Annotated in this window: 14 protein-coding genes; 5 read left to right on the top strand and 9 right to left on the bottom strand. The window is 58.6% G+C overall.

Features of this window, described 5'->3' with window-relative positions; genetic code table 11:
• The 4 genes from TBU01S_RS21470 to TBU01S_RS21485 all read right to left on the bottom strand — a co-directional run.
• The coding region (locus TBU01S_RS21470; RefSeq protein ID WP_088178915.1) for a replication initiator protein A at positions 1-840 on the bottom strand (840 nt) is incomplete at its 3' end.
• 26 nt (positions 841-866) lie between these two features.
• Entirely contained in the window at positions 867-1151 is a 285-nt protein-coding gene (locus tag TBU01S_RS21475) for a helix-turn-helix transcriptional regulator (RefSeq protein WP_068639535.1), read from the bottom strand.
• A 113-nt stretch (positions 1152-1264) separates the two neighbouring features.
• Positions 1265-2035, bottom strand: coding sequence for a DUF2285 domain-containing protein (locus TBU01S_RS21480; RefSeq protein ID WP_068639536.1), 771 nt, complete (start codon positions 2033-2035; stop codon positions 1265-1267).
• Positions 2036-2356: 321 nt separating this feature from the next.
• On the bottom strand, positions 2357-2704 hold the full coding sequence (locus tag TBU01S_RS21485; protein WP_083953782.1) for a DUF2958 domain-containing protein: 348 nt from the start codon (positions 2702-2704) through the stop codon (positions 2357-2359).
• A gap of 270 nt (positions 2705-2974) precedes the next feature.
• Here TBU01S_RS21485 and TBU01S_RS21490 point away from each other — a divergent pair, with 270 nt between their 5' ends.
• Genes TBU01S_RS21490 through TBU01S_RS21500 form a run of 3 tightly spaced genes read left to right on the top strand, consistent with a single transcriptional unit; the run spans position 2975 to position 4711 of the window.
• A complete protein-coding gene (locus TBU01S_RS21490) occupies positions 2975-3268 on the top strand; it encodes a helix-turn-helix domain-containing protein (protein WP_068639538.1) in 294 nt (97 codons plus the stop codon).
• A gap of 8 nt (positions 3269-3276) precedes the next feature.
• Positions 3277-3840: a TIR domain-containing protein gene (locus TBU01S_RS21495; protein ID WP_068639539.1), complete on the top strand. Its 564-nt coding sequence runs from the start codon at positions 3277-3279 to the stop codon at positions 3838-3840.
• Between the two features lie 34 nt (positions 3841-3874).
• On the top strand, positions 3875-4711 hold the full coding sequence (locus tag TBU01S_RS21500; protein WP_068639540.1) for a macro domain-containing protein: 837 nt from the start codon (positions 3875-3877) through the stop codon (positions 4709-4711).
• Between the two features lie 73 nt (positions 4712-4784).
• On the opposite strand, the gene TBU01S_RS21505 is transcribed toward TBU01S_RS21500, so the two are convergent.
• From TBU01S_RS21505 to TBU01S_RS21520, 4 genes are all read right to left on the bottom strand, one after another.
• Complete coding sequence (locus TBU01S_RS21505) at positions 4785-5099, bottom strand: DUF736 domain-containing protein (protein WP_068639541.1); 315 nt, start codon at positions 5097-5099, stop codon at positions 4785-4787.
• Between the two features lie 773 nt (positions 5100-5872).
• Positions 5873-6082 carry a hypothetical protein gene (locus tag TBU01S_RS21510; protein ID WP_068639542.1) on the bottom strand — a complete coding sequence of 70 codons (210 nt, stop codon included), beginning with the start codon at positions 6080-6082 and terminating at the stop codon, positions 5873-5875.
• 60 nt (positions 6083-6142) lie between these two features.
• Positions 6143-8227, bottom strand: coding sequence for a ParB/RepB/Spo0J family partition protein (locus tag TBU01S_RS21515; RefSeq protein ID WP_068639543.1), 2085 nt, complete (start codon positions 8225-8227; stop codon positions 6143-6145).
• 80 nt (positions 8228-8307) lie between these two features.
• A complete protein-coding gene (locus TBU01S_RS21520; protein ID WP_068639544.1) occupies positions 8308-9135 on the bottom strand; it encodes a DUF932 domain-containing protein in 828 nt (275 codons plus the stop codon).
• A 651-nt stretch (positions 9136-9786) separates the two neighbouring features.
• Between TBU01S_RS21520 and TBU01S_RS23440 the strand changes: the two genes are divergently transcribed.
• Both TBU01S_RS23440 and TBU01S_RS23445 read left to right on the top strand, forming a co-directional pair.
• Positions 9787-10917: a nucleoid-associated protein gene (locus TBU01S_RS23440; protein ID WP_073646385.1), complete on the top strand. Its 1131-nt coding sequence runs from the start codon at positions 9787-9789 to the stop codon at positions 10915-10917.
• On the top strand, positions 10883-12511 hold the full coding sequence (locus TBU01S_RS23445) for a hypothetical protein (protein WP_083953783.1): 1629 nt from the start codon (positions 10883-10885) through the stop codon (positions 12509-12511). Before TBU01S_RS23440 ends, TBU01S_RS23445 begins: the two co-directional genes overlap by 35 nt.
• Here TBU01S_RS23445 and radC read toward each other — a convergent pair.
• Positions 12508-13017, bottom strand: a complete 510-nt coding sequence (radC, locus tag TBU01S_RS21530) for a RadC family protein (protein ID WP_068639545.1) — start codon at positions 13015-13017, stop codon at positions 12508-12510. The two genes, TBU01S_RS23445 and radC, sit on opposite strands and share 4 nt — an antisense overlap.
• Positions 13018-13569: the final 552 nt, after the last annotated feature.

Genomic DNA, 13569 nt, shown 5'->3' on the forward strand with positions numbered 1-13569 from the left:
AGCCGTCTGCGGCACGGGCCGGAAGGTCAGCAATTCCATGTCGTCCTCGGGAATCCGCACGATGCCCAGCTCGTACCCCGGCAGCGATTGCCGGGCGACCAACGCCCGCAGGTCGTAGGCGAAATCCGAAAACCGCGTGCTGCTGCCCGACTTGCGGTGCAGATGCCGGAAGTCGAACTGCCAGCCGTATTCCTGCCGGCCGCCATGTTTGCGCACCAAGCGGTACAGCCAGCGCTCGATGCCACCCGTGAGTCGGAAGTACGTCGGGTCGATGGTCAGCACCAAGGCGGCGTCCAGCACGCCCGCATAGAACCAGTCCGGCAGGATCAGCTCTATGCCCAGCGGTGTGCCGTTGGCATCGGCCAGCTCTTTCCACTCGTTGATCCACGAAAAGCGGTGCAAGCGCCTTCCCGTGGTTTCGCGAATGGACGTGGCCACCGTGGTCGATTGCAGCCGGTCGAGCGCGGCCTTGAGGCGCTGGTAGTCGCGCAGCGACTTGCCGCGCCCGATGAAGCGCAGGATCTCGTAGGGCGTGGCCTGCATCCGCCGGGACGGCTGGATGCCCGCGTCCTTGGCTTCGACGATCTGGCTGGCCGCCCAGATCAGGATGTCGGCATCCCAGATGGTGGCGATGCCATGCTCCTGCGTGCCTTCCACGCGGATGGTGATGTTGCCGCTGCGGAAGTCGATAGGTGCGGTGCGCCGCGACTTCGCCAGCGAGAAAAACGGATAGGCCATCAAGTCCTGAGCATCGCGCGGTGCCATGTCCTCGCCCGGCAGTGCGCGGAACAGGTCGAGCTGTTCGCGCTGCTGCAAGGCGTGCCCTGGTGGGCGGGACATGGCGATGGTCACCCACGCGCCGACGGTCAGCGGCCGTCACGGTAGTCACCCGCGTGCCGTTCGGCATATTCCGGGTCGGAAGTTGCCTCATAGCTGCGCGCATCGGCCCAGGCATCGAGGTCGCTAACGGCGTACATGACGCGCCGACCGAACTTGCGAAACTTCGGCCCACCGCCGATCACGCGCTGTTTCTCCAGCGTGCGCGGCGACAGGCGCAGGTAGTCGGCGGCTTCGTCGTTGGTCAGGTAGCGTTGGGGCTGCGCGGGCGCAGCGACAGTAGCGGCGGCAGGCCGTAAAGGAGCGGGTCGCATGGGAAGTACCTCCATCAAGCCCGGCCACACCACGCGGCCGGATAGAGGCACTTTCAAGAAAGATGAGCTTCTTGCTAAGGGACGAAATGCAGGGGCGGCAAAACGTCCCCCCCTTACTGCGCTGCAACTGGCGGGAGCTGCGCCAGACTGCGATAGCCGCCGCGCATCAGCGCCTCGCCACGCCGCACCAGCCGACGTACACGAGCGCGCAAGGCGCTGTCCTTGTGCCAGTCGGCCACGACAGCATCCACACTAAACAGCCCTTCGGCCACCTCCCGCAAGGACGCACCCGCCAGGGTCGCGTCCAGCGCCTGCAGCGTGTGCAGTTCCAGCAATGCGGTAAGCGGCGGGCGTGGCCGGACGGTCGCCGCCGGTGCGGCACCGGCGGCTACGGCGATCTTGATCAATTCGCTCGCCAGGGCCGCATAGCGTTCGCAAGGCGCGACGCAGGCCCGGATGGCATAAGCGTAAGCCATGCCATCGGCCAAGCCTGGCGCGAGCACGAAACGCAAGCAGCAGCCGGGCCAGCGCGCCACCAGCACCAGGCGCTTGCCGTCATGGATCAGGTGTTTGTGGCCCGGCAGCTTCCAGAACTCAAAGCACAGGGCATCGGGCGGCGGATCGGCATCCGGGTAGAGCTGCACCACGGCATCGTGATCGGGGAACCAGGCCGGGTGTGCGTCCCGCGCATCCAGGGCGGGATCTTCCGGCAGGCGCAGCCCCCAATGCCCGGCAGCATCCGGTTGGCGACGACGGCGCAGCCAGTCGTGCCGATAGTCTGGATGACGGCGCAGGTACTCCCATGCCAGCGCCGGGCCATCCAGGTGCAGAACGTAGAGATAGGCCGCCGTGGCATACCACGGCTCGGCACTGCGATCAGCCATACGGCAACCTCCCTGTGCTGGGGGTGCGTCGCCACGGCGAAACGGCGTACTACGAGGCCATCGTCAAAACGTCATGGGTGAAGCGTAAACTGGCAGTGTCAAGACCGATGAACTCCGATGCGTTGCTGAAATCGTCCGAGTGCGACGGCGGCAACGCACTCCAATGGCATGCCGCGTCGGTCAGCTTGCCGCAGCCCGCGCCAGGCATCATGACCGTTTCGATCAGGCACGCACCGCTTCGGTGCAACACTGCCGATTCAGACCGAACGGGTCACAGACCAGACCGGAATAGACACAGTGCTCCCCGCTTGGCCGTGGCACTCAATCGGTGATCGAGCCGTTGTATTCGGCCAGTCGCAGGTATTCCGACAGCCGCCGCACCGGCTGGAAGTAGCGATCCCGCATCACGGGCTGCTGGCGCGGCCCGACGATGGCGGCCAGGTCGGACAGCTTCACCGTTCCCAGTGCAGGCATGCCAATCCCCAAGTCGATCAGGCCTTGGGCGGTATCGCCATCGGCGGGGTCGAGCGAAGCCAGCAGCCAAGAGGCATGCACATCCAGGGTGAACAGGCGCACCACGGGCAGCGGGTCGGTGTCCTGCCCGGCAGCGCCTGCTTGGCCGTTGGCCAGCAGACGCATGCGCTCGTCGGCTGTGATGAGCGGAGTCAGGCTGTACGTCCACGGATTTGCAGAGCAGCAGAGGCGCTTTCACGCCTCCCAACGAAAGCACCAATGCGTAACTCCACACATCCGCAGAAGCGTAGAAACACGAAGGCACATGCACGGAAGTCAGGAAAGACACGGATCAGGCTCTCCGCTTTTGAAGAAAACCGCCAATGCGGCTTTCAGTAAAAGATCAAACAAACGAAATGAATACTATAGATTGTAGCCCTATAGGGCGCAATGAGTTGTCATTCTGGATTTTGGGGAAAGTCCAGAATGACGACGCTCAAGCCATCGCTGCCCGATGCGTTGCGAAAGATCAGGAAAGCACGTGGCCTGAGCCAAGAGGCGTTCTCGGACGTGTCCAGCCGCACGTATCTAAGTTCGCTGGAGCGCGACCTGAAAAGCCCAACGCTAAACAAGCTAATTGAGCTGTGCGCAGTCATGAAGGTTCATCCGCTCACGTTGCTGACGCTGGCGTATGCCGGTGATAGCGATCAGAAGGCCGATCAATTGCTGGAGCAGGTGCGACAGGAGCTTGAGGCGCTACTAAATCAAAATGGAGATTGAGAGACGATATGGCGTATCGAAACGGGAATTACACAGCCTTTTACGTTGCAGAACCGTTCCATCCCAGTGCGCTGGGTGCCAATGCAACTAAAGATTTTCAGTACTACAACACCCTGAGAATGTGGAAAGGAGCTGATGCAGCGTTCCCCTTCGTGGATTCTCATGCAAAAACTTACAGCGTCCGCGACGGCAGCGATTGGGAATACACACTTAAACCCAGACTCCGCGAACGCCTTCGCAGCTCCAAGAACATCATCCTCATACTGAGTTCAATCACGACAAACTCCCGCGCCCTTCGGGAAGAAATCGACTATGGGATCAATGACCAAGGTCTACCCGTCATCGTCGTCTACCCCGAGTACGCCACCAAGGAAAGCCTACTGGCAGGCGCATCATTGAAGCAGTCGGTCAAAAACCTCTGGGGAAATCTTCCCGTGTTCCGAGATTCGATGAGCAAAGTACCCACGCTTCACGTGCCCATGAATAAAGAACTTATAAAACAGGCATTGAACAACAGCGGATTTATGGTGAGTAGCAAAGGAAACCCTGATTTTTACTGGTACAACCCGTAAGCACTTAACCTTTGAAGGGGAGTATCGGAGTCTCATGGCAAAAGTCAGTTTTTTTGACAAGCGGGTTTTCAATAAATTTCTTGAATTCACCGCTTTCTCCAGCGGCACGCTGTCTTTCGCGGTCATTTTTGTTGACATCCCCGCCGATTGGAAGCTGTGGGCTGGCTTGGCTTTCTTGACGCTGCTGGCGCTCACCTATCTGGCAATATGGCGCTGGTCGAACAACCTGAACAGTATCGACATCAATGTCGAGGGCAGCGATGTCGCGATCAAGACCGGCGACATTTTCCAGCAGTCGGGATTGAAGGCCATCGCCTTCAACGAATACTTCGATACCCTGGTGGACAATAGAATAATTGGCGAGACGTCCCTCAATGGCGTTTTCATCCAGAAGCATCTCGGCATCCCGACCTCCGAACTAGATCGCTACATCGAGGAATATGCCTTTGACGACAGCGAAGTCATGGATGAGAACGAAGCAAGGAAACACGGAAAGAAGAAAAGGTATCAGATAGGCACGATCTGCCTGTACAAAGACTACCTCCTGACCGCTTTCTCCAAGTTCGATGAGAACAATAAAGCGTTACTGACGATGCCGGAGTACCTTGAGTTTCTCATCAACTTTTGGGACAAGGTGAACAATGTCTACGCTCAGAAAAGCGTATCAACCACGATCTTCGGTTCAGGAATCACGCGAATCAAAGGGCACAAAAACATTTCTGATGAGGATCTCCTGAAGATAATGCTGTGGACGTTCAGGATCAGTGAGATGAGATTCAAACATCCCGCGAAGCTGACCATCGTGATCCACAAGGACAAGATCGACCAGATCAATCTTCTCGACATCAAATCCGCTAGAAACGGCGTGTAATTCGGCATAACGGCCCTGAGCAATCCAGCAACACCAGGCCCCGCCGATTACGGCAGGGCTTGGTGAGCGGCTGTCAGGCCGCCTTGGGCTTGCTGCGTGACCAGATCAGGTCGTGTGCACCGTTCTCGCCTTCGATCAGGCGGGCATAGACCGTTGCAGGGAACGAGGGATCGTCCAGGGTCACGGACACATAAGGGCGTCCGGCCTCGCTGGTGTTTTTCCACGCTGCGCCGATGTCGTGGCCAGCCGCTTGCAGGCGGTAGTCGGGTGCGCTTTCGTTGTCACCCTTGTCGTTGGGAACCAGCTTGACCTTGACGTTGAGCGTCAGGGTGCGAAGCGTGCCGGTGAAGCCGTCTTTCTCTGCGGTGAAGGTGCCGATGTTAGCCATGATGATTTCTCCTTTCGGGTTGAACAAGGTCGCGCCAGTGCGTCCTTGTTGTGATCCGCCCGGCGGGGGATGGGCTGGCCGCACCGCGGAGCGGTCGCAACAACGTGGAGAACCTGGAGGCGAAAAGAATTTGTCCCGCGAGGAATGCGCGCAGCGCAGGGGAAATTGTTTTCGTCGCAAGGTTGCGGTCATAAAGCCCAAGGCGCAGCCGCGCCACCGCCAGGATTCACGACAAGCCAAGGACGCACGGGCCGCCTCTCCCGAATGGAGACATGACCGACTCGGCATCCTCGCATGACAGCTTCACCGGCTTGCGCTCTGACGCGGCTAGGTCAATGCCCCAGCAACAAGGTAAGAGCGCTCCTGCCACAACTCGCGGCCACATACTTGATGCGTGGCGTGGAAGCTCCACATCGAGGCCAGGTGGTGTGTCGGTGAACCTTCCTTCGTGACGTACAGGCAACGAACCGCCAGCGTCGAGCACGGCACGCTTTCGTGCAACCTGCCGCAGCAAGCCGGGGCGTAGCCCCACAAGCGCCGCCCATTGCGGCGAGGTGCGGTCGGAATGTCGGCGGCGCGTGCGCCGCTGCACTTGCATGGCTCAATGGCTTTTGCGCACAAGGCGACTTGTGCGCGGCCCCTTTGCCGCCTGACCGAAGGCGGCAAAGGGGCGTTTTGGCTTTGAGCCTTGAAACCGGGCGCGGCCACAGCCGCGCCCGGATTTTTGGTATTCCCGCGCCCAAGACGGAACGGCTTGGGCGCAGGGCTGCTCCCTATTCTTTGGTTTCGATGATCCGCCACACGGCACGCGGCAAGGCGCGGCCCGTGATGGGGTGTAGGTCGGTCAGGTCGGCGCGGGCTATCCAGCCGCGAGGCGGGCGGTAGCCACGCACGTCGCCATCGCCATGCCAGCGGCGGGCGCGTATCGTGCCGGTGGTGTAGGTCGCGGCCATGCGTGGGCGGTTCGTGGTGTTGTGGCTCATGGGGGAATCCTCGGCATGAAGCGCCCCGGCCGGAACCGGGGCGCTATCTGTGGTGCAAGGTCACGCGGCCAGTGCCTCGGCCTGCGGCTGCTCATCCGCTGCTGCTGCGGCTTTCTCCTGCACTTCGGCTGCCTCGTCCGTCACCACCTCCTGCGCGGCCTGCTGCGTGGCTTCGGCGGCGAAGATGGCAGGCATCCAGCCGGTGCCATCGGCCAGCCGTTCGGCTTCGCTGGCAATGTCGGCCTTCTTGAGCTTCGCCAACCGGTTGACGCTTTCCGGCGCGAATTCGCCCACGGCTTCCAGAATCGCAGCCTTCGGCACATGCTGAAAATAGCCGTCTGCGGTCGGTTGCCACCATGCCGCCATGTCCAGCCCCACCGCCTGCGCCAGTTCAGCACCCGGCTGGTGCTGCGTGGCGCGGGACGTCACCACATCGACCGTGGATGCCACGCATACGGCCAGCAGGCGCACCAGTTCATCCTGCGGCTTCGCCAGCAGTGCGGCGAACAGTTCGGCGCTGTCCTGCGGCAAGGCTTCACCCGCTACCTGTTGCAGTTCACGCAGTGCCACGGCGGCGGGCGATTCCGGCCAGTCCGGGGCCATGCCTTCCAGCCGGTCTTGCTGGGTCAGTTTCACGCCCAGCGGCAAGTCGTGGCCGTAATGGCTTTCCTGCAAGACGGTTTGCACCATGCCATGCACCAGCGCGGCCAGCGCCACCTGCGGATGCCGGGCCACTTCGATTTGTAGCGCGGCGGTACGATGGGCACTCAAGCGTTGCGCCAGCCGGTCGGACATGGTGGCAGGCTTGGCGTCGTCGTCGGCTTCCTCCCCTGTGCCGTCGCTCCCGGCTTCACCCTCGCTGCCGAAACCTTGCCGCAGCCGTTCAAGCGTGCGCAGTGCCTTGGCCTCGGCTTCGCGCAGCAGACCGCGATAGATCACGGCTTCACCGTTGCGGTCGATGGTGACGATGGCACCAGCAACAGCTTTGACGGCTTCCCCGTAGCCCTGCAAGCCATCTTCCAGCGCCTGCAACTGTTCGCCCAGGTGTTCGCCTTCTTCCTGCAAGACATCGGCCTTTTCCTCGTCCTCGTCCTCCAGGGCGGCATCCACGGCCTCGGCCATCGCCTGCATCTTGGTTTGCAGCTTCTCGATGCGTTGGGCTTCGCGCTTGTTCGGGCTGCGGCGCTGCCTCGGGGCGCGCTGGAAGGCTTGCAGGTCGGCATGGGTCATGCCGGGTGTGGCATCCACCCACGCCCAGCCTTCGGCCTTCACCTCGGCGGCAAGGCTGGCCAGCTTGTCCTGCGCCAGCCGTTCCAGCAGCGTGGCATCGGTCAGATACACGCCGCTATCGGCTTCCGCGAACAGATCGCGGCGGGTGCCACCGCCTGCGGCCTCGTAAGCATTCAGCCCAACGAAGCGAACCAGCGGATGCCGGTGGGCATCAATCTCGCGCTCGGTCAGGCGGTCGCGCAGGTTATGCGGGCTGCGCTGCCATGTGGGCGCATCGTAGAACGCGGCTTCCTGCGCGGCGTGGTCGTCGGTGATGGCAAGGGCCATCAACTGGTCAAGGCTCACGGCCTCGGCCCGGTAGTCGGCCAGCAGGCGCGGCGACACGTTGGCGAGTTTCAGGCGGCGCTGCACCACCAGCGGCGTGACGCTGAAATCGGCGGCAATGTCCTCGATGGGGCGGCCTTCGGCCACCAGCTCGGCAAATGCCTCGAACTGGTCGGCGGGGTGCATGGCTTCGCGCTGCACGTTCTCGGTCAGGCTGGCGGTGCGGGCGGTGCCATCGGCCACCAACAGGCAAGGCACCTCCCATTCCCTGCTGATACGGCGCTTCTTCGCCAGCAGCTTGAGGGCGGCAAGGCGACGGCCTCCGGCCACGACTTCGTAACGCTCACCGTCAGCGGTCGCGGTCACGATCAGGTTTTGCAACAGGCCGACACGCTGGATGCTGGCGGCGAGTTCAGGAATCGACATGCGCGGGGTCTTGCGCACGTTGCGGCCCGTGGGGCGCGATACCAGCCGCGACAGCGGCACCAGAATCAGGTTCTTGCTCGGGTCGGCGGCTTCCAGTAGCACGGCAGGCGCGGCGCTGGCCGTGGCGTGGATGGCTTGGGCTTCGGTGTGGTTGATGGCGTTCATGGTGAAAACTCCTTGCGATGATGGAATGCAGCAGCGAATGACGCGGCAAGGGTTGCTGCCTGCTCCTGCCGCGTGGGGAATCAGGCTTTCAACTGGCGCAGGCCGTCGGCCAGCAGCCACAGGGCGCGATTGAGGCGAATATCGGAATCAATGCCCTGCACGGGGCGGGTCTGCTGGCGGCGTCCGTTGGCGCTGCGCCCGTGCAAACCGCCTTTGGTCAGGTTTTCTTGGGTGCGGTTGAACACGCTCCACAAGTCCGGGCGGCGGTCGTCGAACCTGCGCGGCATCAGGATTTGCGATTCGGTGATGGGTGCGGGCTTGTCCGGGTCGTCGTACTTGAGCGACAGCGCGGCGCGGGCGAACACTTCGGCCTCGCCTTCGTCCAGCGTGATGGCCTGCATGGATTCGCGGGATTCCAGCGCACGGTCGAAGCCGTGCAGCACCTGATAGGCACCTTCGATCACTTGCCCAGCCACATCGCCCTTATGCGGCACGCGCACATCGGCCACGGTGTCGCCGCAAACAAGGCCATTGCTGCACACGAAACGGAACATGCCGGCCAGCATCTGGTAACTGCTGGTGCCGTCATGCGAATTCAGCAGGATGATTTCGTTGGCCTCGCCTCGGGCGTTGATCTGGCTGGCGTGGCGTAGCCGGATCATGTGCTTGGTGTAGTCGCGCCGGTCTTCGTGGCGGGTGCGGGTCTGCGTCACCATGAAGGGCTGAAACCCTTCCTTGCGCAGTTCGGTCAGCACCGTGGCGGTGGGGATGTAGGCGTACCGCTGAGAGCGGCTTTCGTGGGGCGCGTCCGCAAAGATGGACGGGGCCACGCGGTGAATCTGGTCATCGGACAGCGGGGAATCGCTGCGCAGTACCGGGGAACGGGAAGCAAAACGGGATGCAAGCATGGTCTTTCTCCTGACGAAAAGGGTTTACTGTTCAAACCGCACACCGGATTCCTAGATTCGGAGCCCAGCCTTTCGGCTGTTCGGTGCGGTTGGCACGAGGAACCCGGTTGGCCCTGTTGCCACCGTCTTTCCTGAGTTCATCGCCCGCGACGGTCAGGAGCCCACGGACGTGGGCCGTCAAGGAGAAAAGCGTCAGGGTGGTGCGGCCCGCAGGCGTAGCCGAGGACACGGCCTGGCGCGCCTTGATGGCACGCGGCCACGGGCTACAGTCGCGAGCAAGGTGATGGAGTCAGGGGAGACGGCTGGACATGGCAACGGCCGCCGCGATGTGCAGACCGCACGCAAGCGCAAGCGCGCAGGCCCGAAGCTGGAAGCCGGGCCGTAGGCGTCAGGGATGTGTAAGGCTGGCGAATGCCAGTCCCGTCAGGGATGAGCGAACAGCGAACCTGGAGCAGCGCGGTCCGCGAAGCGGAGACGCAAGGATGTCTCCAAATGTTATGAATTTCTGATAAATTACATACTTGGGGTGGGTTGGCGCCAAACAATCACTTGGCTTGCCTTAAAGGAAAATATTCCCAACGCCAAAATAATGTGAGGAAAAATATAGCTCACACATTATTTAAATAAGTCCAATATGAAAACGGGGTGTTGATGAGCATTCTTAGCGAAAAAGAGGCAGAAAGCCTCACCATTGAGAGAATGATCTTCCACGTTGTCGATCCAGCGTCGGAGTCCCCCGTTTTCTTAGCAGAAGTTAAACCACCGCAATGTGTGGATTTTTTCGTTGAGCGAGTTAAAGAAACTCTTCGCGGAGCCGCGTATGAATTTCTCCCTGGCGCAGGAATTCCGGGCCTTCTTTATCGAGCCTTGCCAAGCCAGGGCGCGAAAGATGAATTTGTTAAAGTTTCGCACGACCTAGCGGATAGATTCAAAGAGAAAGTCAAACAAGATAAGCGACTTGCGCCCGGCGTATTGATGCTTTTCTCCTTAAAAACGGAAGGTGATAACCGACTTGTTGCCGTCATAAAATATGAGCACCAGCAAGTTGTATCTTATTCCTACATCAAGGACGACAAGGGCGATCCGATTTTGGATGCAGACGGAAACCCTGTTCCTGATTTGCAGACGCTTGTGGAAACATTTACGAAAGATCGGAAGGCTATGCAGAAATCTGCAGTCATACGATTCCAAGGAAATAACAGCTCTAAATCGGAAGGTGACTTTCAATCATCAATCGTTGTAATTGACCATTCGTCCGGTCGCTACCGCGATGCTACTCAACACTTTGCAAATTTCCTAGATATACGCCGAGCCCTTGAACCTGTCGAACTGACTAAGCGTCTCGAAGATGCGGCAGTCGAGTCCATCAAGGCACACAAGAGCGAGGTCCCCCCCGAAGTTGCTAAAGCTCCAAAGCGGTTTGTACGAGCAGCCATGTCAAGGCTGGAAGGTTTTGACTTTGAAAAACCAGAGGAATTTCTTGGCGCCGTATTGCAAGGAGTGGCTCCCGAGGCCGCGATCCTAAAAACCTTCAAGAGCAAACTCACCAGCAAGAATATAAGCACAGAAGCATTCAAGTTTGAGGGAGCCACCCCACCACCAGCCGAATACCGACGAGTAGTCACAAATGAGGGGATTACTCTCTTATTTAGTGCTGGGCATGAAGAAAACAAGAACGTAGAGATAAAAACGGAGGGGAATGGAGGCGTTGAAATAACCATACGCTCCACCGGCCTGGAACGGAACGATGAACTCGAAAAAATGCCTCGCATCCCTGATTGATTCTTTAGGGGGGCAAGCCAACATCCGAGAAACCATCGGGCAAATCGACATTTCCGGGCATGTCTCACCTGAAAAATCAGACGATTTCAAGCGGGCCTACGAAGATTTCTCAGGAAAGAAATCTGAGGCTTGGTCGATTTCCATCCGTGATGGCGAATTTTCCGAGATCTCCACAGATGCCATTGCGAATGAGGATGTCACCCTTGTAATCAAGAAGCCAGTAGGAGGCAGGATTTTCTTTGCATCATTAGCAGGGTTTTCAGCAGCCTTGGAAGACAAGGCACTGACATTGGCTAGTGAGCTATTGGTGCTAAATGCTTTTGATGGGTTCAAAACCAAAGGATTTTCTGTCCTGCCTTGGGATGGTGAGCCTTTGCCTGGCTTGCCGTGCTTGGAGCCTGATTCAGATGCAATCGACCCTAGAAAAGGTGTAGTGCGAGACTTGACTGGCAGCACTGTTCCGGCAGACCCCTATCGTTGGATGCTAGTAGGTCATGACGGCAGTGGTGAGCCGTGGAATATATGGAAGACTCTGGCAACTAGAAATCTGGCAACACTACTAGTTTCAGATGTCTGGAAAGAAGATACAACTAAAGTATCTATCAATGGCGCCAGAAAGCGCACTTTCTCGCTCGGAGAAAAGTGCCAGGATAGCAACGCTTATACGAAAATATGCCAAGCTGCCGATTGGATACTCGTAAAGCAGGATACGGAAGCCCGGCACGAAGTTCTTGTGCGACGTCTTTCTGCGATTGTCAGAGACTCTGACTCCAATGGAGTCCCGGAGTGGCTGACCGTATTGCCTGAATCTCTGCAAGAAGCCCTTGATGGGGCTCGGCTTGATCATCGTGCCTATGTGAGATCAAAGTCAGCAGAAACGGTAAAAGCTATGGCCGACCTCAGGAAGGCGGTTGGAGAAGATGTTTCGCGTATCGTAGAGCGCATTCATAAACTTTCTGCAGGTTTTGTGATTGGCCTGGCTGCATTAGCAACGGGGCTAGGTGTCCGCCTTACATTGCTGACCTCTCAGAAAAACACCTGGGCAGTTGCTGGGATAATTTTCTGTTGCGTCGTTTTGGCGATTACATGGGCGAGCATTGTTCTTCAGCACCATGTCAGCTCTAAATCATTGGTAAATGAGCTGCGCAACATGAGGCGTTGGCATAAAAACATTCACATAGCACTAACTCGCTCGGACTATCGAGAGCTGGCATTACATCCGGTGCTTGATGCCATTCGGCTATATAAGAAAACAGCGAAGTCCACCATTAAGGGAATGATTGCTGCTTCATTCATTTTTATTGCCCTTTTTATTATTACCCCTTTTTTCTACTCAGCAGAACCAGTTGGTGCCAATGATAAAAACAGGGAGTCGCAATCATTATCTAGTTCTGATATTGAAGAGTCAGCTTTCAAAGTTAGCCCAGCCCAGAGAGAAGACATAAATTTGGAAGTGGCACCTCCTACAGGGCAAGAATCAAATTCAGAATACGACAAAGCCGTACAAGATACGCGCATTCTTGATGATAATCAGGGCAATTCTTCCAACGAGGTATTTGAGGCCGGAGAAAGGGGCCGAAGCCCCGAGAATTAGATTAGCCCTCGCTCGGCGAACGACACCGTGCCTACACCCGCCACGATCATATGATCCAACGTGCGTACCTCTAGCAGCCCCAGCGCTTCCTTGAGTCGCTGCGTCAGCGCCTTGTCGGCCTGCGACGGCTCAGGATTCCCGCTCGGATGGTTGTGTGAGAGGATGACCGCCGCCGCATTGAGCCGCAGAGCTTCCTTGACCACTTCACGCGGATACACCGATGCACTGTCGATGGTGCCGTGAAACATCTCTCGGTACTCGATCAGCCGATGGCGCGTATCCAGAAACAGCACCGCAAAGACTTCATGCTCGAAGCCTGCCAGCTTGTTGCGCAGGTACTCCTTGACCAGCGCGGGGGAAGTGAACTCAGCACCACGCTGCATCTTCAGCTCGATGGCCTGGCGTGCCGCTTCAAGAATTTGATCCACCGATGCCGGCGAGTAGCGCCCCTGGGCGTCACGCACCAGCAAAGCGTCATCGAACGAGGAAAAGGACAGTTGCGACATGATCGTGCTCCGGTTGCTCGGGCGGAATTGCCCGGAACCGTGGCCAGCACGGCGCAGCGCAAGCAGTCAGAGATCGAAGACGGCCGACAGGCCGCAAGCGTGCGAGCACGCGCAGTCATTGACGGCGAGAACGCCGTGATACGGTGAAGGGAACAGCAAGACCGCCTACACCCCACTCAGCCACACACCCGCCGTTGGCAAGTGCGCAGCACGCGCAGGCCCGGATCAAAATCCAGGCCGGAGGCGTCAGGGATGAGCGAACAGCGAACCTGGAGGAGCGAGGTCCGCGAAGCAGAGACGCAAGCATGTATTTCGCTTATTATCTATTTGCATCAATACTTGGTTTCGGCCAAGCTCGGATGATTGGAACGGTTTATATAACGATTTATAGAAGATTCGGCTTGAAGAGCTCTGCGTTTAGTCCTGGGAATTGCCCATAACCGAAACGGAAATAGAAAATGAAAGTAGTTCGTCTAGGCATTTCGAATTTTCGGGGTATCAAGTCTGCGGAACTGCTTTTCGATGGACACACGCTCATGGTCGGCTCTAACA

This window comes from Thauera butanivorans NBRC 103042, assembly GCF_001591165.1.
GTDB classification, from domain to species: domain Bacteria; phylum Pseudomonadota; class Gammaproteobacteria; order Burkholderiales; family Rhodocyclaceae; genus Thauera; species Thauera butanivorans.

What these genes read in the sequence shown, in the direction of transcription:
- TBU01S_RS21480 (WP_068639536.1), bottom strand. Translation starts at nt 2,035, where the DNA reads ATGGCTGATCGCAGTGCCGAGCCGTGGTATGCCACGGCGGCCTATCTC.
- TBU01S_RS23445 (WP_083953783.1), top strand. Translation starts at nt 10,883, where the DNA reads ATGAACTCGAAAAAATGCCTCGCATCCCTGATTGATTCTTTAGGGGGG.
- TBU01S_RS21490 (WP_068639538.1), top strand. Translation starts at nt 2,975, where the DNA reads ATGACGACGCTCAAGCCATCGCTGCCCGATGCGTTGCGAAAGATCAGG.
- radC (WP_068639545.1), bottom strand. Translation starts at nt 13,017, where the DNA reads ATGTCGCAACTGTCCTTTTCCTCGTTCGATGACGCTTTGCTGGTGCGT.
- TBU01S_RS21505 (WP_068639541.1), bottom strand. Translation starts at nt 5,099, where the DNA reads ATGGCTAACATCGGCACCTTCACCGCAGAGAAAGACGGCTTCACCGGC.
- TBU01S_RS23440 (WP_073646385.1), top strand. Translation starts at nt 9,787, where the DNA reads ATGAGCATTCTTAGCGAAAAAGAGGCAGAAAGCCTCACCATTGAGAGA.
- TBU01S_RS21510 (WP_068639542.1), bottom strand. Translation starts at nt 6,082, where the DNA reads ATGAGCCACAACACCACGAACCGCCCACGCATGGCCGCGACCTACACC.
- TBU01S_RS21500 (WP_068639540.1), top strand. Translation starts at nt 3,875, where the DNA reads ATGGCAAAAGTCAGTTTTTTTGACAAGCGGGTTTTCAATAAATTTCTT.
- TBU01S_RS21515 (WP_068639543.1), bottom strand. Translation starts at nt 8,227, where the DNA reads ATGAACGCCATCAACCACACCGAAGCCCAAGCCATCCACGCCACGGCC.
- TBU01S_RS21475 (WP_068639535.1), bottom strand. Translation starts at nt 1,151, where the DNA reads ATGCGACCCGCTCCTTTACGGCCTGCCGCCGCTACTGTCGCTGCGCCC.
- TBU01S_RS21520 (WP_068639544.1), bottom strand. Translation starts at nt 9,135, where the DNA reads ATGCTTGCATCCCGTTTTGCTTCCCGTTCCCCGGTACTGCGCAGCGAT.
- TBU01S_RS21495 (WP_068639539.1), top strand. Translation starts at nt 3,277, where the DNA reads ATGGCGTATCGAAACGGGAATTACACAGCCTTTTACGTTGCAGAACCG.